General features: G+C 39.0%; 24 protein-coding genes and 1 riboswitch. Of the genes, 21 read left to right on the forward strand and 3 right to left on the reverse strand.

Features of this window, described 5'->3' with window-relative positions; translation table 11 throughout:
• Positions 1-6 precede the first annotated feature (6 nt).
• From GZA11_RS02650 to GZA11_RS02720, 15 genes are all read left to right on the forward strand, one after another.
• Positions 7-555, forward strand: coding sequence for a 3-hydroxyanthranilate 3,4-dioxygenase (locus tag GZA11_RS02650; RefSeq protein WP_038539364.1), 549 nt, complete (start codon positions 7-9; stop codon positions 553-555).
• Positions 546-1,550, forward strand: a complete 1,005-nt coding sequence (locus GZA11_RS02655) for an amidohydrolase family protein (protein WP_163182787.1) — start codon at positions 546-548, stop codon at positions 1,548-1,550. Before GZA11_RS02650 ends, GZA11_RS02655 begins: the two co-directional genes overlap by 10 nt.
• 5 nt (positions 1,551-1,555) lie before the next feature.
• Entirely contained in the window at positions 1,556-2,029 is a 474-nt protein-coding gene (locus GZA11_RS02660) for a RidA family protein (RefSeq protein ID WP_038539370.1), read from the forward strand.
• A complete protein-coding gene (locus tag GZA11_RS02665) occupies positions 2,030-3,490 on the forward strand; it encodes an aldehyde dehydrogenase (protein WP_038539372.1) in 1,461 nt (486 codons plus the stop codon).
• Positions 3,491-3,547: 57 nt separating this feature from the next.
• Positions 3,548-4,327, forward strand: a complete 780-nt coding sequence (locus GZA11_RS02670; RefSeq protein WP_038539374.1) for a 2-keto-4-pentenoate hydratase — start codon at positions 3,548-3,550, stop codon at positions 4,325-4,327.
• A 63-nt stretch (positions 4,328-4,390) separates the two neighbouring features.
• The gene (locus tag GZA11_RS02675; protein WP_163182788.1) at positions 4,391-5,188 is read left to right on the forward strand and encodes a 2-keto-4-pentenoate hydratase; all 798 of its coding nucleotides are present in this window, start codon (positions 4,391-4,393) and stop codon (positions 5,186-5,188) included.
• A complete protein-coding gene (locus tag GZA11_RS02680) occupies positions 5,157-5,435 on the forward strand; it encodes a 2-hydroxymuconate tautomerase family protein (RefSeq protein ID WP_374718300.1) in 279 nt (92 codons plus the stop codon). The genes GZA11_RS02675 and GZA11_RS02680 overlap by 32 nt, the downstream gene beginning before the upstream one ends.
• A gap of 229 nt (positions 5,436-5,664) precedes the next feature.
• Positions 5,665-7,095 (forward strand): aspartate ammonia-lyase, encoded by a 1,431-nt coding sequence (aspA, locus tag GZA11_RS02685; protein ID WP_038539386.1) that lies wholly within the window; start codon positions 5,665-5,667, stop codon positions 7,093-7,095.
• Positions 7,096-7,472: 377 nt separating this feature from the next.
• Positions 7,473-8,039 carry a tyrosine-type recombinase/integrase gene (locus tag GZA11_RS02690; RefSeq protein WP_163182789.1) on the forward strand — a complete coding sequence of 189 codons (567 nt, stop codon included), beginning with the start codon at positions 7,473-7,475 and terminating at the stop codon, positions 8,037-8,039.
• A 41-nt stretch (positions 8,040-8,080) separates the two neighbouring features.
• Positions 8,081-8,584, forward strand: a complete 504-nt coding sequence (locus GZA11_RS02695) for a cation:proton antiporter regulatory subunit (protein WP_038539392.1) — start codon at positions 8,081-8,083, stop codon at positions 8,582-8,584.
• Positions 8,585-9,811 (forward strand): cation:proton antiporter, encoded by a 1,227-nt coding sequence (locus GZA11_RS02700; protein WP_038539394.1) that lies wholly within the window; start codon positions 8,585-8,587, stop codon positions 9,809-9,811.
• 144 nt (positions 9,812-9,955) lie between these two features.
• Positions 9,956-10,735: an IclR family transcriptional regulator gene (locus GZA11_RS02705; RefSeq protein WP_163182790.1), complete on the forward strand. Its 780-nt coding sequence runs from the start codon at positions 9,956-9,958 to the stop codon at positions 10,733-10,735.
• Between the two features lie 44 nt (positions 10,736-10,779).
• Entirely contained in the window at positions 10,780-11,664 is an 885-nt protein-coding gene (locus GZA11_RS02710) for an acetaldehyde dehydrogenase (acetylating) (protein WP_163182791.1), read from the forward strand.
• 21 nt (positions 11,665-11,685) lie between these two features.
• Entirely contained in the window at positions 11,686-12,702 is a 1,017-nt protein-coding gene (dmpG, locus tag GZA11_RS02715) for a 4-hydroxy-2-oxovalerate aldolase (protein ID WP_038539400.1), read from the forward strand.
• A gap of 138 nt (positions 12,703-12,840) precedes the next feature.
• Positions 12,841-13,059 carry a hypothetical protein gene (locus GZA11_RS02720; RefSeq protein ID WP_163182792.1) on the forward strand — a complete coding sequence of 73 codons (219 nt, stop codon included), beginning with the start codon at positions 12,841-12,843 and terminating at the stop codon, positions 13,057-13,059.
• A 62-nt stretch (positions 13,060-13,121) separates the two neighbouring features.
• Here GZA11_RS02720 and GZA11_RS02725 read toward each other — a convergent pair whose 3' ends face one another.
• Positions 13,122-13,631 carry a DoxX family membrane protein gene (locus GZA11_RS02725; RefSeq protein ID WP_038539402.1) on the reverse strand — a complete coding sequence of 170 codons (510 nt, stop codon included), beginning with the start codon at positions 13,629-13,631 and terminating at the stop codon, positions 13,122-13,124.
• 268 nt (positions 13,632-13,899) lie between these two features.
• Between GZA11_RS02725 and GZA11_RS02730 the strand changes: the two genes are divergently transcribed.
• Positions 13,900-14,508, forward strand: coding sequence for an exonuclease domain-containing protein (locus tag GZA11_RS02730; protein ID WP_163182793.1), 609 nt, complete (start codon positions 13,900-13,902; stop codon positions 14,506-14,508).
• Positions 14,509-14,626: 118 nt separating this feature from the next.
• Here GZA11_RS02730 and GZA11_RS02735 read toward each other — a convergent pair whose 3' ends face one another.
• Positions 14,627-15,151, reverse strand: a complete 525-nt coding sequence (locus GZA11_RS02735) for a DinB family protein (RefSeq protein WP_163182794.1) — start codon at positions 15,149-15,151, stop codon at positions 14,627-14,629.
• Positions 15,152-15,305: 154 nt separating this feature from the next.
• Positions 15,306-15,803 (reverse strand): QueT transporter family protein, encoded by a 498-nt coding sequence (locus GZA11_RS02740; RefSeq protein ID WP_163182819.1) that lies wholly within the window; start codon positions 15,801-15,803, stop codon positions 15,306-15,308.
• 45 nt (positions 15,804-15,848) lie between these two features.
• A riboswitch (PreQ1 riboswitch) is annotated at positions 15,849-15,893 on the reverse strand.
• Positions 15,894-16,150: 257 nt separating this feature from the next.
• Between GZA11_RS02740 and GZA11_RS02745 the strand changes: the two genes are divergently transcribed.
• From GZA11_RS02745 to GZA11_RS02765, 5 genes are all read left to right on the forward strand, one after another.
• Positions 16,151-16,543, forward strand: coding sequence for a globin domain-containing protein (locus tag GZA11_RS02745; protein WP_163182795.1), 393 nt, complete (start codon positions 16,151-16,153; stop codon positions 16,541-16,543).
• 330 nt (positions 16,544-16,873) lie between these two features.
• Positions 16,874-18,172: an ABC transporter substrate-binding protein gene (locus GZA11_RS02750; RefSeq protein ID WP_163182796.1), complete on the forward strand. Its 1,299-nt coding sequence runs from the start codon at positions 16,874-16,876 to the stop codon at positions 18,170-18,172.
• A gap of 189 nt (positions 18,173-18,361) precedes the next feature.
• Positions 18,362-19,222, forward strand: coding sequence for a carbohydrate ABC transporter permease (locus GZA11_RS02755; protein WP_038539416.1), 861 nt, complete (start codon positions 18,362-18,364; stop codon positions 19,220-19,222).
• Positions 19,222-20,040, forward strand: coding sequence for a carbohydrate ABC transporter permease (locus tag GZA11_RS02760; protein ID WP_038539419.1), 819 nt, complete (start codon positions 19,222-19,224; stop codon positions 20,038-20,040). The genes GZA11_RS02755 and GZA11_RS02760 overlap by 1 nt, the downstream gene beginning before the upstream one ends.
• Before the next feature lie 103 nt (positions 20,041-20,143).
• Complete coding sequence (locus GZA11_RS02765) at positions 20,144-21,187, forward strand: LacI family DNA-binding transcriptional regulator (protein WP_163182797.1); 1,044 nt, start codon at positions 20,144-20,146, stop codon at positions 21,185-21,187.
• Positions 21,188-21,190: the final 3 nt, after the last annotated feature.

Below are 21,190 nucleotides of genomic sequence, written 5' to 3' on the forward strand. Positions count from 1 at the left end.
TAAGTAATGAAAAGTGTAAAAAGTAAATTCTCACCAATTAATCTTATGAAATTTATTGAAGAACACAAGGATGAGCTGAAGCCGCCTGTAAATAATAAGGTGATTTGGAAGGATGCTGAATTGATGGTCATGCTACTTGGCGGACCAAATAAGAGACGTGATTTCCATGTAGATCCTTCGGAAGAAATCTTTTATCAAATTAAAGGTAGCTGTTATGTGGAAGTCATTAATGATGAAGGAAAGCGTGAAGTGGTAGAGGTGAAGGAAGGAGAAATGTTCCTACTGCCAGCCAATGTCCCTCATTCCCCACACCGTGTTGCCGATACGATTGGTTTAGTGATTGAGCGAAATCGTGCCGAAGGAGAATTGGAGGATTTTGTATGGTTCTGTGATAAGTGTGATCATGAAATGCATCGCGTAACGATCCAGTTAACAAACATTGAAGTACAGGTAAAGGAAGCGATTGAAGGATTTAACGGTAGCGAAGAATTAAGGACATGTAAAAATTGCGGATATGTCATGCCTCCAGAAGCGAGTGAGTGGCAATGCGAGTAGATTTTCATACTCATATCATTCCGGAGAATTTCACGGAACTAACCCGGAATCTAACGGGTGAGCGCTGGCCGAAGCTGGAGAGGACCTGTGCCTGTGGTGCCAATATTATGGTGGCCGGGAAAGTTTTTCGTGAGGTAACCGACCAAGTGTGGAGTCCGGAAAAACGAATTTCCGATATGAAGCGCGAATCGGTAGATATGCAAGTATTATCCCCTATTCCAGTCACTTTCTCTTATTGGGCGCCTGCTGAGGAAGCAGAAATCTTGGCTCGGATTCAGAACGATTTTATTGCGGAAACCGTACATCAATATCCTGATAAATTTATCGGTTTAGGGACGGTCCCACTACAGGATGTGGAGAGAGCCATTCGTGAAATGGACCGCTGCATTCATGAGCTAGGATTAAAAGGAATTGAGATTGGTACAAATGTAAACGGTAACAATTTGGATGCTCCGACTCTCATTGAGTTTTTTGAGATGGCGGAAAAATGGGAAGTTCCGCTTTTCATCCATCCATGGGAAACATTGGGTAAAGAGCGGATGCCCCGCCATAATTTGATGTACACAGTCGGTATGCCGAGTGAAACGGCACTTGCAGGAGCAAGCCTTATTTTAGGCGGTGTGATTGAAAGATTTCCAAAGCTGAAAATTTGTTTTGCACACGGTGGCGGGTCTTTGCCATACTTGCTGCCGCGTCTTGACCAAGGCTGGAAAGTCTGGCCACATTTACGATTACTGAACCATCCACCAAGCTATTACGCAAAGAATTTTTATTTTGATTCCTTGGTGAATGATCCTATCAATCTCAATTATTTGTTAAGCAACTTTGGCCACGAAAAAATTATTATGGGATCTGATTATCCATTTCTCTTAAGAGAGGTACCGCCGGGTAAGGTCATTGATGAAACACTAGGACTGACCAATGAACAAACTGAAGCTATGCTTGGAAAAAATGCACTGCGGTTTTTGAATATACCGGTAAAAGCAGGGGTGTGAGTGAGATGAAAAATCATACGATTACACCGGAGGAGCGATTAGTGGAACTAGGATTAACATTGCCTCCTCTCCGGCCGGCAGCCGGCAATTATGTCAGCTGTGTACGTACAGGAAATTTGCTTTTCACCTCCGGACAAGGGACAGATGAATACCGTGGTCAGTTGGGGAAAGATGTTTCCATTGAAACAGGTTATTTGGCAGCTAGACAATGTATGTTAAACCTGCTGAGCGTGGTCAAACATGAATTGGGAGATTTAAGCAAGGTAAAGCGGATTGTAAAAGTACTAGGTTTTGTGAATAGTACCCCAGATTTTACTGATCAGCCGAAAGTGATGAATGGAGCATCTGATTTACTTATTCAAGTATTTGGTGAAAAGGGTAGGCATGGAAGGTCCGCTGTTGGATTGGCACAGCTTCCATTAAATAATGCAGTAGAAGTGGAAATGGTGTTAGAAGTAGAGGAGCAGGAGGCGATATAGATGAACTTAACTAAGCAGCAGGTCATAAAAGACGCAAAGCTCTTCATTAACGGGGAATATCGGGAAGCTTTTTCAGGGAAAACCTTTGATACGATTGATCCTGCAACGAATAAAAAACTTGCTTCCGTTGCGGAGGCAAGTGTAGAAGATACAAAATATGCGATTGAAGTGGCCCAGCAGACCTTTGAAAGTGGTGTTTGGAGCGAAATGCCAGTCTCTGAAAGGTCTAAGATTTTGTGCAAAATGTCTGACCTGATTATGGAGCGAGTGGATGAACTGGCTTTGGTGGAAACCCTTGATGTTGGAAAGCCGATTAAAGAGAGCCGAGGGTTCGATATCCCGAGGGCGGCCGCCAATCTGCGTTTTTTCGCAGAAATGGCCAATTATATCCATCATGAACATTATGATCAATCAAAGTATATGTCTTATGCCAAGTATGCGCCTGCCGGAGTGACAAGCTTAATCATACCGTGGAATCTTCCTTTTATGCAGATGACCTGGAAGGCTTCTGCTGCCATGGCAGCGGGGAATACAGTGGTTGTTAAGCCCGCCTCCTATACGCCTTTAAGTGCTGTCATGCTTGGAGAAATTGCCAATGAAGCTGGCCTACCTCCTGGGGTATTAAATATTATTACAGGTCCTGGAGGGACCGTGGGGACTGCTATGACCAACCATCCATCTGTACGGCGTATTTCTTTTGTAGGGGACAGTACAACCGGCAAGACGGTTATGCAAAATGCAGCTTCTCAATTAATCCCGGTTTCCCTAGAACTTGGCGGAAAATCAGCCAATATTGTTTTTGAGGATGCGGACTTAGATGAGGCAGTTGCCGGATCGATCGAAGCGATTTTTAGAAATCAAGGAGAAATCTGCCTAGCTGGATCTCGCCTTCTCGTTCAGGAGAGCATTTATGACTTGTTCCTTGAAAAATTTGTTGCAGCCGTTCGAAATATAAAGGTTGGAAACCCGTTAAGTGAAGAAACGGATATGGGAGCATTGGTTTCTAGGAGCCATCTTGAAACAGTAGATCAATATGTTCAAATCGGACTTTCTGAAGGGGCAAAGCTAGCAATCGGTGGAAAGAGAATCCATGAGCTTGGAGAAGGCAATTTCTATGAGCCGACGGTTCTTTATGATGTCGATAATAAAATGAGGGTTGCTCAAGAGGAAATCTTTGGTCCTGTCTTAGTTGTTATTCCATTTAAAACGGAGGAAGAGGCCATACGTATTGCCAATGATTCTATTTATGGCTTGGCAGGAGTCGTATGGACGAATGACCTTCGTCGGGCACATCGGGTAGCTGCTAAGGTCAATTCCGGATTGCTATGGATCAATTGCTGGTATTACCGGGATTTACGAACGCCATTTGGTGGAGCAAAAGCAAGCGGCATCGGCCGGGAAGGTGGACGCCACAGCTTTGAATTTTATACGGAAGCAAAGACAATCACTTTAAAGTTATAAAACAAGAAATGCTGTCTTGCACTGATAGCGATAGTTTTCTAGAGAAAGAGTGAGGATATGAATCTACTATTAGAGCAGATTGCTGACAATCTTTTTATGGCAGAACGCAATAGAAAGGCTATAGCTCCATTAACTCAAACGTATCCTGAACTAACGGTAAAGGATGCCTACATGGTGCAGCTTGGAGTAATGAGTAGAAAAGTTAGTGAAGGACGTAAAGTCATTGGAAAGAAGGTGGGGCTAACAAGTGTAGCTATGCAGAAGATGCTGGGTGTGAACGAACCAGATTATGGTCATTTATTTGATGACATGAAGATAGAAGACAACAGTATCATAAAAACCAATGAACTCCTAAGCCCTAAGGTGGAAGCAGAGATTGGGTTTATTTTAGGGGAGGATTTAAAGGGGCCGAAAATTACTTATTTAGATGTATTGATGGCCACCAAATATGTCGTGCCAACGCTCGAAATCATCGACAGCCGAATTGAAGAATGGAAGATTCAATTAGTAGATACAGTTGCTGATAACGGTTCATCTGCAAAAGTGGTAACAGGAAGCCAATTGACCAAAATTGAAGGAATCGATTTGCGGACAGTTGGAATGGTTCTGTATAAAAACGGGGAAATGGTTGCCACGGGGGCAGGAGCGGCTGCACTTGGTCACCCAGCCCATGCCATTGCCTGGTTGGCTAATAAATTATCAGAATTTGACATCACTCTGAAGGCAGGAGAACTCATTCTCCCAGGAGCGTTATCCGCCGCACTTACAGTCCAAAAAGGGGACCAAATTTCTGCTCATTTTGGGAAGCTTGGTTCTGTATCAGTAATTTTTGAGTAAAGAAGGAAAGAAAATGACAAAAATCAAAGCTGTGGTCATGTACTCAAAATGGAGGTATTGCAGATGCCATTAACAAAGGGCATTGATAATAAAATAGTAGGCTATTTATATTCTGCTGAAAAAGAGAGACGTGAAGTAGAAAAGATTACGGATCAATATCCAGAGCTGAATTTGGAAGAAGCCTACCGAATACAGGAAAAACTAATTCAAAAACGAGAAGAGGATGGCTGTCGCCGAATCGGTTTAAAGATTGGTCTTACCAGTAAGGCGAAGCAAGAAATGATGGGAGTTCATGAGGCAATTTATGGGTATCTAACCGATGATATGCTGACATTGGAATGGGAACCAATAGATTTTCAGGAATTGATCCATCCGAAGGCAGAGCCGGAGATTGCTTTTATGATCGGAGAAGATTTCCAGGGGACCAATGTGACTGCTGAGGATGTTCTTAGAGTAACTAAGTATGTTGCGCCTGCTATAGAAATTATCGACAGCCGCTATATAAACTTTAAGTTTACTCTAGCCGATGTGATTGCTGATAATTGCTCCTCATCCAAATTTGTTGTTGGCAGCAAGTGGGTATCACCTAACACCTTAAATTTGGCAGACGTGGGTATGATGATGTCAAAGAACGGTGAGATTGCTCAAACTAGTTCAAGTGCGGCGGTGTTGGGGCATCCTGCAGAATCTGTCGCTTGGTTAGTCAATAAGTTAGGAGAAGTGGGAAAAGGGATTAAAAAAGGGGATATTATACTAAGCGGGGCTATTTCTGAGGCGATTTCTTTTGCGCCTAATGATAGCATTTTGGTGCAGTTTGATGAATTAGGTAGTGTTTCATTCAGTTGTAAATCTAGTAAATAGTTTATTAGTTTTACTGAAATATAGAGGAGAGCAAGATATGCCGATCATACAAGTACAAATCTTAGAAGGCAGAACGGACGATCAAATCAGAGAACTGATAGCTGAACTAACCCAATCAACGGTAAAATGCTTAGACGTAAAGCCCGAACAAGTCCGTGTCCTTGTCCAAACCATCCCAAAAAAATATTGGGGAGTTGGCGGAGAAACAAAAGAATCATTCACATCTATTAACCAGTGCAATGTGTAAAAGCACTGGTTTTTTTGTGGGAAAGTATTGGATGTTTGTAAGCGCTAACCATTTAAATGGAAGATTTATAGGAATAAGGTATGTAGACTATTTTAAATTGTTGCATTTCCAGACAAAACCATTCGAAGACATTCTAGTTGATGTTATAATCTTAGTGTATAATGAGGACGGACTCATTAATCAAAACATGTTACATCAACGACCGTCGATATAGAGGAGAGAAAGTAAGATGTTAAACACCAAAAATCAAATGAGAATTGAAAAGGATTTCTTAGGAACAAAAGAAGTTCCAGCAGATGCCTATTACGGAGTACAAACTCTCCGTGCCGTAGAAAACTTTCCGATCACTGGTTATCGAATCCATGAAGAATTAATTAAGGCAATGGCAATGGTGAAAAAAGCAGCAGCGCTTGCAAACATGGATGTTAAACGTCTCTACCCCGGGATTGGAGAAGCAATTGTAAAAGCGGCAGATGAAATGATTGAAGGGAAATGGCACGACCAAATTATCGTTGATCCAATCCAGGGTGGTGCAGGAACATCCCTTAATATGAATGTAAATGAAGTGTTGGCTAACCGTGCCATTGAAATCATGGGGAAAGAAAAGGGAGACTATTTCCACTGCAGTCCAAACACCCATGTCAATATGTCACAATCAACGAATGATTCTTTTCCAACAGCCATCCATATTGCTACGTTAAAGTTATTGGAAAAATTATTAAATACAATGGAAGATATGCATTCTGTTTTTAAGCAAAAGGCTGAGGAATTTAATCATGTAATTAAAATGGGACGCACCCACTTGCAGGATGCTGTTCCAATTCGTCTAGGCCAAGAATTTGAAGCCTACAGCCGTGTCATTGAACGAGATATTAAGAGAATCAAACAATCACGTCAGCATTTATATGAATTGAATATGGGAGCAACAGCGGTTGGAACCGGTTTAAATGCGGATCCGCGCTATATTGAATTAGTAGTTAAATATCTTGCAGACATTAGTGGAATGCCACTAGTGGGTGCTGAGCATTTGGTAGATGCCACTCAAAATACAGATGCTTATACAGAGGTATCAGCGGCATTGAAGGTTTGTATGATCAATATGTCCAAAATTGCCAATGACCTGCGTTTAATGGCCTCTGGTCCAAGAGCTGGTTTAGGGGAAATCTCATTACCAGCTAGACAGCCAGGATCTTCCATTATGCCTGGTAAAGTAAATCCGGTAATGGCGGAATTGATCAATCAGGTAGCATTCCAAGTTATCGGTAATGATCATACGATCTGCCTTGCATCTGAAGCAGGACAGCTTGAACTAAATGTAATGGAGCCGGTTCTTGTATTTAATTTGCTGCAATCAATCAGCATTATGAATAATGCCTTCCGTACTTTTACTGACCATTGTGTAAAAGGGATTAAAGCGAATGAAGAAAGATTAAAAGAGTATGTGGAGAAGAGTGTTGGCGTCATTACAGCGGTTAATCCACATATTGGGTACGAAGAAGCAGCCCGCATTGCAAGAGAAGCGATTTTGAGCGGCGCACCTATCCGGGATCTATGTTTGAAATATGATATTCTTACGGAAGAAGAGCTTAATTTGATTTTAGACCCATATGAAATGACTCATCCAGGAATCGCTGGTGCTGAGTTACTTGAAAGAGATTAAAAATTGTGTTCCTTTGAGGTCACAAGGACTGCAATGATGGTATCTTTTAAAAAATGCTATTCTTATCTGTATTGATGATTGGCTGCGGATGGATGCTTAGAAGCAGCGGCAGGCTGTTCTAGTAGTTCGTGACAGCTGATTATGAAAAAGCTTCCAAGATCAGTTTGGGTGAAAAGTAGATATATATAGAAAAGGTGTCAGACAACTGTTTGCGGGGACTGACACCTTTTTTTGTTAAACCACAAAATATCACAGGAAGAAGACTGTTTAATTGTTGCTTTTTTGGCCAATAATAAGGCGAAAGTATTTTGTTTGAATGTTACATAATCATATTGTATACTTATATTAAGTAACATGGGTTTAAGGGGAGCTATTAGATGGAGTATGTTGAGGCTCTAAGAGACATCAAGCAAATTAATTCCATGAAAAGATATTTAAAAAAGCATTCTGAAAGAGATTATGTTCTCTTTGTATTCGGAATTAATACAGGCCTAAAGATTAATGAGCTATTAGACATTAAGGTAGGTGATGTTCTAGAGAACGAAAACTGTGTAAAGGAATTTTTGTTGCTTACAAGTAATGAATTGAAAAGTCCTAAAGAAATTTATCTGAATCAAAAAGTAAAAAAGGCTGTCCTTCATTTTATTGAAGCTAGTCATTTAAACAAAGATGATTATTTATTTAAGTCCTCAAAAACACAAAAACCGATTACCCGGCAACAGGCCTACCGTATCATTCATCAAGCTGCAGAAGCCGTTGGTATAAAGGGGAAAATTGGAACGAATTCAATGCGGAAAACTTTTGGTTATCATGCCTATAAACGCGGAGTTGCCATATCATTGCTTCAAAAATATTTTAATCATGCTACTCCATCAGAAACTCTTAAGTATCTTGGAATTTCTAAAGATGAAAAAATTCGAACAGAAATTGATGTAAACCTTTAAGAATAAAACCAAACCTAAATGATAAAAGGAGGATTTTAATCATGAATATTAGAGAAAGGGAACTTCCAGGTATTGGATGTAAGTTTGAAATTACAACAAAGAATCAAGAAAAAATAGTGATTGTTATCCATGATGATGGCCGACGAGAAATCTATCATTTTGATTCAGAAGATCAAGATGAAGTGGTTAGCAATGTTACATTATCTGATTCTGAAGCTAGACAAATTGCAGGAATCTTAGGTGGCATGTCCTATAAACCTAAAGCATTAGAAACGGTTGACTTTGCTTTTGATGATTTATTAATAGAATGGTTTCAAGTTGAACCTAATGCACCGGCAGTTAATAAAACAATTGGAGAAATTGATATTCGAAATAACTTTGGCGTTACCGTGATCGCCATTAAGAAAAAGAGCACTAAAAAAACGCATAACCCAGGTCCTGAAACGGTTATTGAGGTAGGTGACACATTAGTCTTTTCAGGGGAGAGACACCAAATAAAGGAATTAATTAGTCAACTATTATCTAGTAAGGGGGGAGGAGTATAGATGAATGATCTAGTATTGGAAGTCGGCACGGCTCTTATCCTTGTGGCATTTGGATCCATTATTGCAAACAAGCTGAAGTTTTCCATTATCCCATTTTTAATCATTTTAGGGATGTTAGTGGGTCCACATGCCCCACAGATAGGGATCATTGATCTAACCTTTATTGAAAGTAATGCTATTATTACATTTTTAGGAAGAATTGGTGTATTATTTCTACTATTCTATTTAGGGCTAGAATTTTCGGTCGGCAAACTAATGAAATCAGGACGAAACATAGTGGTAGGTGGCAGTATCTATGTAGCTATTAATTTTGTTTTGGGACTTTTATATGGTTTCATAGTCGGTATGCCATGGATCGAAGCCCTGATTATTGCTGGACTTCTTAGTGTTTCATCCAGTGCCATTGTGGCGAAAGTTCTTGTTGATTTAAAAAGAACAGCAAATCCAGAAACAGAACTAGTCCTTGGTATCATTTTATTTGACGATATTTTCCTCGCTTTATTTTTAACGACCATGTCAGGTGTATTACTTGCGGGCACTACTTCTTTCCTCGGTATTTTCACGTCTGTAATTATTTCAGTTGGTTATATGCTCATGTTTTTTATTATTGCCCGAAAAGGTGCTCCATTACTAAATAAATGGTTAAATATAAAATCTGACGAGATTTTCATCATCGTGATTTTTGCCATATTGTTTTTTGTTGCCGGATTTTCAGAAACCCTTCATGTGGCTGAAGCAATCGGTGCCCTATTACTAGGTTTAGTTTTCTCTGAAACAGAGCATCGGGATCGCATTGAACATTTGGTTGTTCCTTTTAGAGACTTCTTTGGAGCTATTTTCTTCTTCAGTTTTGGATTAAGCATTGATCCATCAACATTAGCGGATGCAATTTGGTTAGCATTAGGTGCTGCTTTAGTAACTATTATCGGGAATTTTGTTGCGGGCATGATTTCTGGTAGAAGAGCGGGGCTATCTCATAAGGCGTCTACTAACATTGGTTTAACCATTATGGCTCGTGGAGAGTTTTCGATTATTGTAGCAAACTTAGGAGTTACTGCAGGATTGAATACGATCCTAACTCCTTTTACAGCTTTATATGTTCTTATTTTGGCGATAGCGGGTCCGCTTATGGCCAAAGAAAGCAAAACTATTTACAAATATTTAAATAAGATTTTTAAATGGAAAAAAGAAACAGAAAAGAAAAAAATAGAAGTGCCTGGGGACTAATGGGCATAATGACGAAGGTGTTCCATATAAAAAATTGGAACACCTGTTTTATTGACAGAAAATTTGGATAAAAGGTAAAATTATTACAACATTTATAAAATTTACGAACGCAATTCGATAATGTCGAATAGAAAGGGAAAGTGTATGACTGAACGTCTTATTCAATCCATTGAAAGAGCTGCAGATGTTCTTGAATTGTTTTTAATCTCTTCTGAAGAACTTAGTGTAAAGGAAATGAGCGATAGGCTCGGATTATCCAAAAGTACGGTTCATGGCATTATTAAGACACTTGAGTATAGAGGGTATCTGAAGCAAGATCCAAATAATCTGAAATACAAATTGGGGTTAAAGTTGTTTGAACTTGGAAACAAGGTCAGTGCCCAGTTTGACTTAAGTAAAATAGCCCGTCCAATTATAAAAGAATTGGTAGATGATCTGAAAGAAACCGTCCATCTTGTGGTTTTTGAACGGGGAGAAGTGATTTATGTTGAAAAAATAGATGGGCCACAGGCGATAAGAATTTATTCGCAGGTAGGCAAGAAAGCACCGATTTATTGTACAGGTGTTGGAAAATCGATTCTTGCCTTTCAAGATGAGGAAGAAATTGAAAGACTTTTATCCAACACTGAATTGAAACCGTATACAGAATTCACTATGACAGATAAAGAGGAAGTCAAAAAGCATTTACAAACCATTCGGGAACAAGGCTATGCAACAGATGATGAAGAAATTGAACTTGGGCTTAAATGTGTCGCCGCTCCTATATTTGACCATTATGGCAAGGCGATAGCTGCTATTAGTTGTGCCGCTCCAAAATTTAGGATGGGTGATGAAAGCCAGACGGAAATCATTCGACGGATGAAAGAAGCGGCGGCCACGATTTCACGAAATATGGGTTATCAACAAAAACCTGTACATCTGTAGAGGGTAGATTATTTTAATAAAAGTTTAAGAGGAGGAGAATGGGTTTGGCAAAAGTAAAAGTAGCGATTCTAGGTTCAGGGAATATTGGAACAGATCTGATGATGAAGCTTGGGCGTTCCGATGTGTTGGAGCTTACCTCAGTCATTGGAATTGATCCAGAGTCAGAGGGGTTAAAACGGGCCAGAGAGTTAGGGTACACCGCTATTGATACAGGAATTGACGGATTTCTTGAACGCCCAGAACTCGCTGATATTGTGTTTGACGCCACCTCAGCAAAAGCACATATACGCCATGCAAAGTTGTTAAAAAAAGCGGGGAAAAAAGTCATTGATATGACGCCGGCAGCAAGAGGACCGTTTGTTGTTCCAGCTGTCAACATGGGAACTAATTTGGACGCAGATAATATCAATCTCATTACATGCGGTGGTCAAGCAACGATTCCGATGGTACACGCAGTAAACCGGGTGAGTCCGGTTGAATATGCCGAAATAGTGGCTACGATCTCAAGTCGGAGCGCAGGGCCGGGAACTAGGGCAAACATCGATGAGTTTACCGAAACGACGTCACGGGGAATTGTAGAGATTGGCGGTGCAAAGAAAGGGAAAGCCATTATCATTTTAAATCCGGCTGAACCGCCAATTTTAATGAGAAACACGGTTTATGCCCTTGTTGAAGAGGGAACGATGGACGAAGCAAAAATCGTTGAATCCATTAAACAAATGGAAAAAACCGTTCAATCGTATGTTCCTGGATACCGCCTACGGACTGACCCTATCATTGACGGCAGTAAAATTACAATCTTCCTTGAAGTGGAAGGAGCGGGTGACTATTTGCCGAAATACTCCGGCAATCTCGATATTATGACAGCAGCAGGGGTAAAGGTAGCGGAAGAATTCGCAAAAAATCAATTAGCCAAACAACTAGTGTAATAGAAAGGAGATAACTAGAACATGACCAGAGATATTTATATCACGGAAGTCGCCTTACGAGATGGGAGCCATGCGATCTCCCATCAATATACGGTTGAACAGGTAATAAAAGTAGCCAAGGCGTTAAATGATGCAGGTGTTCCATATATTGAAGTATCCCATGGGGATGGACTAGCCGGCTCATCCTTACAGTATGGTCTTTCCCGTACAAATGAAATGGAATTAATTGAAGCAGCAGTAACCGTGGCCGACCGTTCAAAGATTGCGGTTCTCCTTCTTCCGGGTATTGGGACGGTAAAAGATCTGAAAGAAGCGGCCAAATTAGGAGCGAAAATGGCGCGTATTGCTACTCATGTGACCGAGGCAGATGTGGCTTTACAGCATATACATGCCGCTAAAGATTTAGGGATGGAAACAGTCGGGTTTTTAATGATGGCTCACATGGCTCCTATTGAAAAATTGGTGGAACAGGCAAAATTAATGGAGAGCTACGGGGCGGATACCGTTTATGTGGTCGATTCGGCCGGTTATTTGCTTCCAGATCAAGTAGCCGAAAGAATTCGTGCTCTTAAACAATCCATCGGAGTGAATGTAGGTTTTCACGGCCATAATAATTTATCTCTGGCGATGGCCAATACACTTGCTGCTATTAAGGAGGGGGCTACTCGCATTGACGGCAGTGTCCGTTGCTTAGGAGCTGGTGCTGGCAATACGCAAACAGAAGTGCTTGTGGCCGTTCTAGACCGTATGGGAATCAAGACTGGTGTAGATTTGTATAAAATGATGGATTTAGCCGAAGACATGATCGCCCCCATTTTGCAAACACCGCAGGAAATTACAAGGGATAGCCTTACATTGGGATATGCAGGTGTATACTCAAGTTTTGCTCTCCATGCTAAACGGGCCGCGGCCAAATTTGGAATTGATTCCCGCGATATTTTAATAGAACTGGGCAAGCGAAAAGTGGTTGGCGGGCAAGAAGACATGATTGTAGATGTCGCAGCAGAAATCGCGAAGTCCAAGGTAATTTCCATTTAATGAGATAGCATTTGCCAATTCCTTGAGGTTTTGAAAAGTAATTCCTTTAGTTAATAATCGTCCGGCGATATAATGGAATTATAAGTCATAATTTTGCCAAACTTTTTTCTAAATAGGAGTGTAACAGGGGGAAAAGGAATGTTACTAGCGGCAGTTGCAGGGGTAATTGGTTTTTTCTTGGTTTTTATTGAGTCGATGATTGTCATGAAACTGAAAGGCAATGTAACCATTGAATTTGGTGGCATTGCCCCGTTTGTCAATGTATGGGCAATGAATTTCTTTTTGGTCTTTGCCATTCTAACACAGGTAACGAACTGGTTTGTGAATAAAGAAGATATAATGAAAAATAATGGGTAAAACGAACTAAAAAATAAAACGCCTCATTCGCGAAATGCGATAGAGGCGTATTTTTGTGAATGTTAAGCATTATGTTTTACTCGATTATCTGTTTTTAATGTTGTTTTACGAATAAATGGTACGACCCAGCGATCTAATCCGTAGCGACCAGCATTATAGCCAGCTGCTAAGATGATGAATCCGAGGAAAATGTCCGTTGGGTTGTGAGAAACCGTTCCTGCGAGGAAGAAAGAGAAGTTCATCACTAAACCAAAGAACATTGCAGCAGTGGTTAAGCAGCCTAATAGTAATCCCAAACCAACTAATGTTTCACCCCAAGGAATGAGAATGTTGAAGAGTTCAACATTTGGTAGAGCAAAGCCTTGTAAGAAATCTACATACCAGCCATAAACAACGCTTCCGTCAGGACCTTTCACCGGATTGGCAATGGCATTTTTCAAGAAACCAGAGGCGTCAAATCCACCAGTTATTTTTCCAAGACCTGCTGTGAACCAAGAATATCCAAGAAATAAACGCAATACGGTTAAAATACCAGCGGCAATTTTGTTTTCCCTTAGAAATGTGTTAAACATATTAATACATCTCCTTAATGAAAGGTAAATTATTTATTACACTATTAATATAGCAAATCGTTCTTAAATGAAGACGATTTTGTTCACTATTTCACATATTAGTCAAAAAGACTTGAACATTTTATTACATTGCAATTGTCATGAAAAATAGATAGGTCAACATCATGTATTCCGGGGTTTAATAGTATTGAGGGAATGGTGTCTCTATAGGATGGTTAGGGAATATTTGATATAATAAAGGAAATTTTCGATTTAAGGGATGATGGCATTGAGGAATCAGGTGTGCTATGGATTACTGTTGGATGTGGAAACGACAGGTTTAGGCCCGACTACAGATGAGGTCATTGAACTTGCTTTAAAGCTTTTTTCTTATCATGAGGATACAGGTGAAATAATAGAAGTTTTAGAAGAAGATTCTTTTTTAAGGGAGCCGATATCAGATTCAGCTCGTAGAAATTATGATAGGGCCTTTCAAGTCCATGGAATCCCATTTGATCTTGTGCGTGGAAAAAGATTCAGTGATGTAAAAATAAGAACCTATTTTCATAGGGCAGATGCGGTGTTTGCCCATAATGCTTCCTTTGACCGTAGTTTTCTATACCATATGTATCCAGAGGTTAATGACATGAAGTGGTATTGTACGATGAGGAATGTACCATGGAAGCAATATGGTTTCCCTAACGGAAAATTAATTACGCTGCTTGAAGCCCATGAAATCACCAACATTCAAACACATAGAGCGATGGATGATATTACATATTTAATGGAATTACTTAAAAAAAGGAGCCCAAAAGGGAACTTATATCTTCAGGAAATCTTAGAATACGGTCCAATGAGAAAATACAAGCCTGCTACATCAAGAGCAAAATTGGGATAATAAAACCGTCATGCCGTTTGCTGCATGGCGGTTTATTTCTAATCGAGCCTTATTTTTAACATTTTTTTCGATAGGCATAGAAAAAATGTCTGACTCGAGGACAGGAGGGCATGCTCAATTATTTTAAGTTTGATAAGTATCTTGCTTCTATAATATGGCGGTGGTGAATTTCATGGCCGGCAAGAATGTAGGCGATCGCCCGGGTAGTGACCTTTGTGTTATTGGCGTTCCCTTCGTTCGTCCAAGCTTCAGTTGGCATGTTTTCTATTAAGGTAATGGTGGCTTTTCTTGTGGCAATAAAGTCATCAAGAATCTTCTTTACAGGCAATTCATTGACTTTAGAATGATTGACAAAGAATTCCTCGTCAAACCCTGCTAAAGGTGTTTTGTCGCCGCGACCGATACGCATGAGCCGATAGCTCATGATTCTTTCAGTATCTGTAATGTGACCGAGGACTTCTTTAATACTCCATTTCCCTTCCCCATAACGGTAATAGCTGTCTTCTTCCGAAATCCCATCAAAAAGTTTGATCATTTTCTTAAGATTCTCTTGAAGAATTGGAATCAAATCCCCCTCAGGTACTAATGATACATACGGGACATAGTACTCTGGGAACTCATTTACCTCTGGACGTTGAAGCAATCGAATCCTCTCCTATCTAATCAATTTTATAAATCACTGTACATCCTAATTCATTTAGGACTAACTTCATTGTATTTCTTCTTTCAAAAAATTACCATAAAAAAGAGCCGCTGCCCGGTTTGTTCACCTAAGCAACAGCTCTTACTTCTTATTTTCATATTTTATCAAAACGGACGCGTTTATGAATGAGGTACATAATTGGCATGCCGACAGCCAATACAACAAATTCACCCGCGGCCGTAGTTAACCAAGTAAATAGGAATGGTAAATCAAATGCCAAATGAAGTTCAAGTGCAATCAAGAACATAGTAAACGTAAATACAAGTGTATTAATCATCATTCGTTTCCAAATGCTTTTAACATAGCGTGCAGAAACGATTGTTATGGTCAATGCAAGTAAAGATTGGCCGACACCGAAAATGAGGTCATAGGCCTTCATCGGGGAAAAGAATAGGTTTGTTAAAAATACACCTAAAATAATCCCGTACAGGTACTTTTTGTTGAAAACGATGAGATGGTTAAATATTTCCGAAACACGGAACTGAACTTGGGTAAACCCAAATGGTGCAATCATGGCTGAAACAGCAATATACAATGCCGCCACAATTCCGTTCACAACAATGCCCCGTACCTTGCTGCCTTCTCTGCTCATTGTTTGACGAGCATCTAACATGTTTGATGTATTTTCCATATGAAATTCTCCTTAGTTTTTTATAGTGGGATGGTTTCGAACCACTTTATCATTATTAACAAGCTAATATATTAATATAAAAGGAAATACGGGTCAATGACACAATTTTGGAAAAAATTAATTTGAATACCTAAGTATGAATCCATTTCATTGGTATGATAAGTATAAGGCAAAAGTATGGATGGAAAAACTTAATCTTAATAGACGTGCCAATGGATGTCAAACAAAAACGTGATTTAAATCACAAAACTTCGCAAAGCAATTCTTTATAATGAAAAAAAGAGAAAATGGAAGAGGGGGTGAAAAAAATGGAATACCCTTTTAAATCACTTTACACGGAGATCGGTGGACAAGAAACTATAGATAAACTGGTTGACGCATTTTATCCACGCGTTTACGCCGACCCCGATTTAGCGCCATTATTTGAAGGGGATATCGAAGAAATCAAGCGAAAGCAGCGCATGTTCCTGCCGCAATTTTTAGGAGGACCTCCCCTATACAGTCAAGAATTTGGACCTCCAGCTATGAGAGAGCGCCATTTACCATTTGAAATCACACCAAAAAGAGCCCAATGCTGGCTTCGTTGCATGAAGGAAGCATTTGAAGAAATCGGTCTAGATAAAAATCCTGCTGGTCAAGCCTTCTATGATCGATTGACACAAGTAGCAGGAATCATGGTGAACAGTCCAGATAAGGAGTAATTAACAGGATTCTCGTCACTTCTTCAGGAAGGAACGGGAATCTTTTTTTATTTTAGGAATTTTATGAAATTTAACAAATAGATTTATATAAAAATATCTGAAAATTCTTGTATACATAGGTAGGCTATGGTAATATTAAATCAATCACGTAATGCAAACGTTTTCGTAATTATAAATAGGTTTTATTAATATACTCTACCTAGTACTTAATAGATTAATTTTAAATTTGAATTGGAAGCGTTTGCTTATAGTGATGTTTTTTTCGTGAATTTATGCAAACGAATTCATGAAAAACTATTGAAAATTACAAGTTTATTAGGAGGAAAAGAAATGAAGGGGAAAAAGTTGTATGCTGGTCTTTTATCAACATTGTTAGCGTCAAGTGTTGTATTGGGAGCATGCGGTGGTACAGGCGATGATAAAGAGAAAGCCAGTAGTGGGGATAAAGTAACGGTTGATATCTTCCAATTTAAGGTTGAATTTAAAAACCAATTTGAAGACCTTGTGAAGCAATTCGAAAAAGAACATCCTGATATAAAGATCAATGTAAAAACTGTTGGTGGCGGTAACGACTATGGTGCAGCTTTAAAAGCAGCCTTCTCTTCTGGCGATGAACCAGATATCTTTAACGTAGGTGGACCATCAGATGTCCAAAACTATAGGGATTACCTTGCGGACCTGTCAGAAACAAAAGCAGCAAAGGCAGCACTTGAAGGAACTCTTGATAGTGTGAAGGATGGCGAGGAAGTTCTTGGATTGCCATTTAACCAAGAAGGTTATGGATTTATTTACAACAAGAAAGTATTTAAAAAGGCTGGAATTGACCCGGCGTCTATTAAAACATATGAAGATTTAGAAAAGGCAGTAAAAACTTTAGATAGTAAAAAGAAAGAGTTAGGGATTGAGGCAGTATTTGCATTAGCGGCTAAAGAACAATGGGTTATTGGTAACCATTTAGCAAACGTTTTCATGGCGCCTGATTTTAATCATAGTGTTGTTGAAGCATATAATGCCAAATCCGCTCCTTTCACAAAGTCTGAAGAATTGAAAAGAATGCTTGATTTACAAGCGAAGTACTCTGTTCAGCCTGTATTAAGCCTTGATTATTCTCAACAAGTAGAACAATTATTCTCATTAGGAAAAGTTGCCATGATCCAACAAGGGAACTGGACTTACAACTCTATCTATGATATCGATCCTGAATTTGCAGAAAAGAATATTGGTTTTGTTCCAATTCCAGTTGAAGGCTTCGAAGGTAAATTACCTGTAGGAGTTCCAATGTACTGGGCTGTAAATAAGAAGAGTGATGAAAAAGAAGTAACAGCTGCTAAGGAATTCTTAGACTGGATGTATACTTCTGATGCTGGTAAAACAGCTGTATTGGAAGACTTTAAATTTATCCCGGCGTATGAAGGCTATGACACATCTAAAATTGCTGATCCACTTTCAAAAGAAATTTACAAATATGCTTCTGAAGGTAATACCATTGGCTGGGTATTCTTAGGATCACCAACTGGATGGCAAGAAGGGGTATTAGCTGTAAATATGCAAAAATATTTAAGTGGTGAAAGTACTTGGGACGAAGCAATTAAAAAAGCCCAAGAAGCTTGGGAAAAATCACGTAAATAACCAGAAGAAAATGTCAATAAGGCGGACAAACGCTTAAGTTTGACCCTCAAATGAATATATGCTAGCTAACGAAGCAGTAATTGTTGCTTCGTTAGCTATTAAAAAACTAGTGATGATTATTATTCTATTTGCCAAAGGTGCTACATTTATTCCCTTAATTGATCGGGAATTATTACAGGGGGGGTTTAGGTGAGAAATCGGGATATATCATTTTGGATATTTTTGACGCCGGTCCTATTAGGGTTAGGCCTTGTCGTCATCATCCCATTACTTTTTGGAATTTATTATTCTTTCACCAACTGGAATGGTCTGACCGCTACCGAATTTTTAGGATTTGCCAACTATATTGATTTATTTAAGGACGAAGAATTCAGAGCATCATTGTGGTTCACTATTAAATTTGCTGTTGTATCAGTGATCTTACTTAATGTTCTTGGTTTAGGACTTGCCTTGTTAGTTACACAAGGAATGAAAACTAGTAACTTCTTACGGACTATATTTTTCATGCCCAACCTAATTGGTGGACTTATTTTAGGATTTATTTGGCAATTTATTTTCGTAAGTGCATTTAGTGGAATCGGTGATTTGCTAGGCATTGAAGCTTTGAAAGGCTGGTTATCCGATACAGAAACAGGCTTTTGGGGACTTGTGATTCTAAACTGCTGGCAATGGGCTGGCTATATTATGATTATTTACATTGCATATTTGGAGAATATACCGAAGGACTTAATGGAAGCGGCTGAAATTGATGGAGCAAATAGCTTCCAGCGCTTTAAAAACATTACTTTCCCATTAGTTGCACCTGCTTTCACTGTAAGTATGTTCCTGACTGTATCTCACTCCTTTAAAATATACGACCAAAACTTGTCATTAACTGGTGGTGGACCATTTAATTCCACACAGATGGTGGCAATGGAAATTTACAAGACAGCTTTTAATGATAATCAAATGGCGTTTGCTCAATCTAAGGGGATCATTTTCTTGATTCTTGTGGCAACAGTGGCGTTAACACAGGTTTATTATAATAAAAAACGGGAGGTCGAAATGTAATGCAGAAGAAGAAAAGAAATCGCATTATCCTTGAAATTTTCGGCCTTTTGTTAGCCCTTTTATGGCTTTCACCATTTTACTTAATGGTTGTAAATGCGTTCAAAACGAAAAGGGAAATCTTTTCCGATGTACTAGGAATGCCTGAAGAATTTACGATGGAAAACTTTGTTGAGGCCTTTTATCATTTAGATTTTATTCATTCTTTGATGAATTCCTTAATCATTTCTATTTTAGGAGTAGGGATCATCATCATCTTTTCATCTATGGCGGGCTATGCATTAGCGAGAAATAAAAGTAAATTAAGTGGTTTTATCTTTTTCATGTTTGTTGGTGCCATGCTAATCCCTTTCCAATCTGTCATGATTCCGCTTGTATCCATTTTTGGTCAAGCAGACATGCTGAATAGTGCAGGTTTGATCTTTATGTATTTAGGATTCGGAAGCAGCTTGTCAATCTTTTTATACCATGGTGCAATGAATGGAATTTCCAATTCACTTGATGAGGCGGCATATATTGATGGGGCTAATAAATTTCAAGTATTTTGGCATATTATTTTCCCGTTATTAAAGCCAATATCTGTAACGGTAGGAATTCTTAATATTATCTGGATATGGAATGACTTTTTATTACCATCTCTTGTATTAAAAGAAGAATCTGCAACCATTCCATTGAAAATGTTCTTTTTCTTTGGTCAGTTTACAAAACAATGGCATTTAGCATTAGCGGGATTAACAATAGCAATTATTCCTGTCATTATCGCCTATTTCTTTGCACAGAAGCAAATTATCAAAGGTGTTTCCGAAGGTGCGGTCAAATAGCTTACGAGGAACATGTTTAATAGTAGTATTTTTTCGAACATAACTAGCTTGTATGACAACAGATAATCTGACTTATTTCCAAGAATGAGAGGAGGGAAAAGTGGTGTCGGTCACAATCAAGGATGTTGCAAAAAAAGCAAATGTTTCTCCCTCTACTGTCTCACGTGTCATATCGGATAGTCCAAATATTAGTGAAAAAACAAAACGGAAAGTCCGTAAAATTATGGAGGAAATGGGCTATCATCTGAATTTAAATGCAAGGACATTAGTTCAGAGATCCACACAGACAATTGGGATTGTGATGAAGAATTCCATAAGCCAATCCTTGCAAAATCCTGTGTTTCCAGAAGTATTAACCGGCATTAGTGCCTATTGCCATAAACAAGGGTATAGCATATGCATTGCAACTGGAGAATCAGAGGAAGATATTTTTCAAGATACAGTTAAGATGGTGCAAGGGAAAAAAGTAGATGGGGTCATCGTCATGTATTCGAAAAAAGATGACAAAGTGGTTTCCTTTTTAATCAATTCAGGAATCCCTTTTGTCGTATTAGGAAAACCCATTTTGGATTCACCAAACATTATGTATGTGGATAATGATAATTTCCAAGCTGCAAAAGATGCCACAGAATTTGTCATTAAACGAGGTCATCGCCGAGTCGGTTTAATTGGTGGAGATCTTAGATTTGAAGTTTCAAAAGACCGATTAAATGGATATATGGCAGCGCTAAGTGAAAATGGTATTGAAACGAATAATGATTATATCAAACATATATCATACAACCGGGATCAAGGAGCACAGGCTGTCGATGAACTAATAAACTTAAAAGAACCTCCAACCGCATTAGTGATTACAGATGACTTAAATGCTTTAGTGGTACTTTTAGCTTTAAGAGAACGTAATATTAAGATTCCGGACCAAATAAGTATTGTCAATTTTAACAATACAATGATTTCTAGACTTTCAACACCGCCTATGACATCAGTGGATATCCAAACCTTTCAGTTAGGTTATCAATCAGCTAAATGCTTAATCGAAGAGATTAAAGATCCAACCATGGTTAATAAACGAGTGATTATTCCTGCAGTCATTGTTGAAAGAGAGTCATGCATTGATCTAACGAAAGAGGACTCTACTAAAAATTAAAAA

It is taken from the genome of Neobacillus sedimentimangrovi, from assembly GCF_010614825.1.
Lineage (GTDB): Bacteria > Bacillota > Bacilli > Bacillales > Cytobacillaceae > Neobacillus > Neobacillus thermocopriae.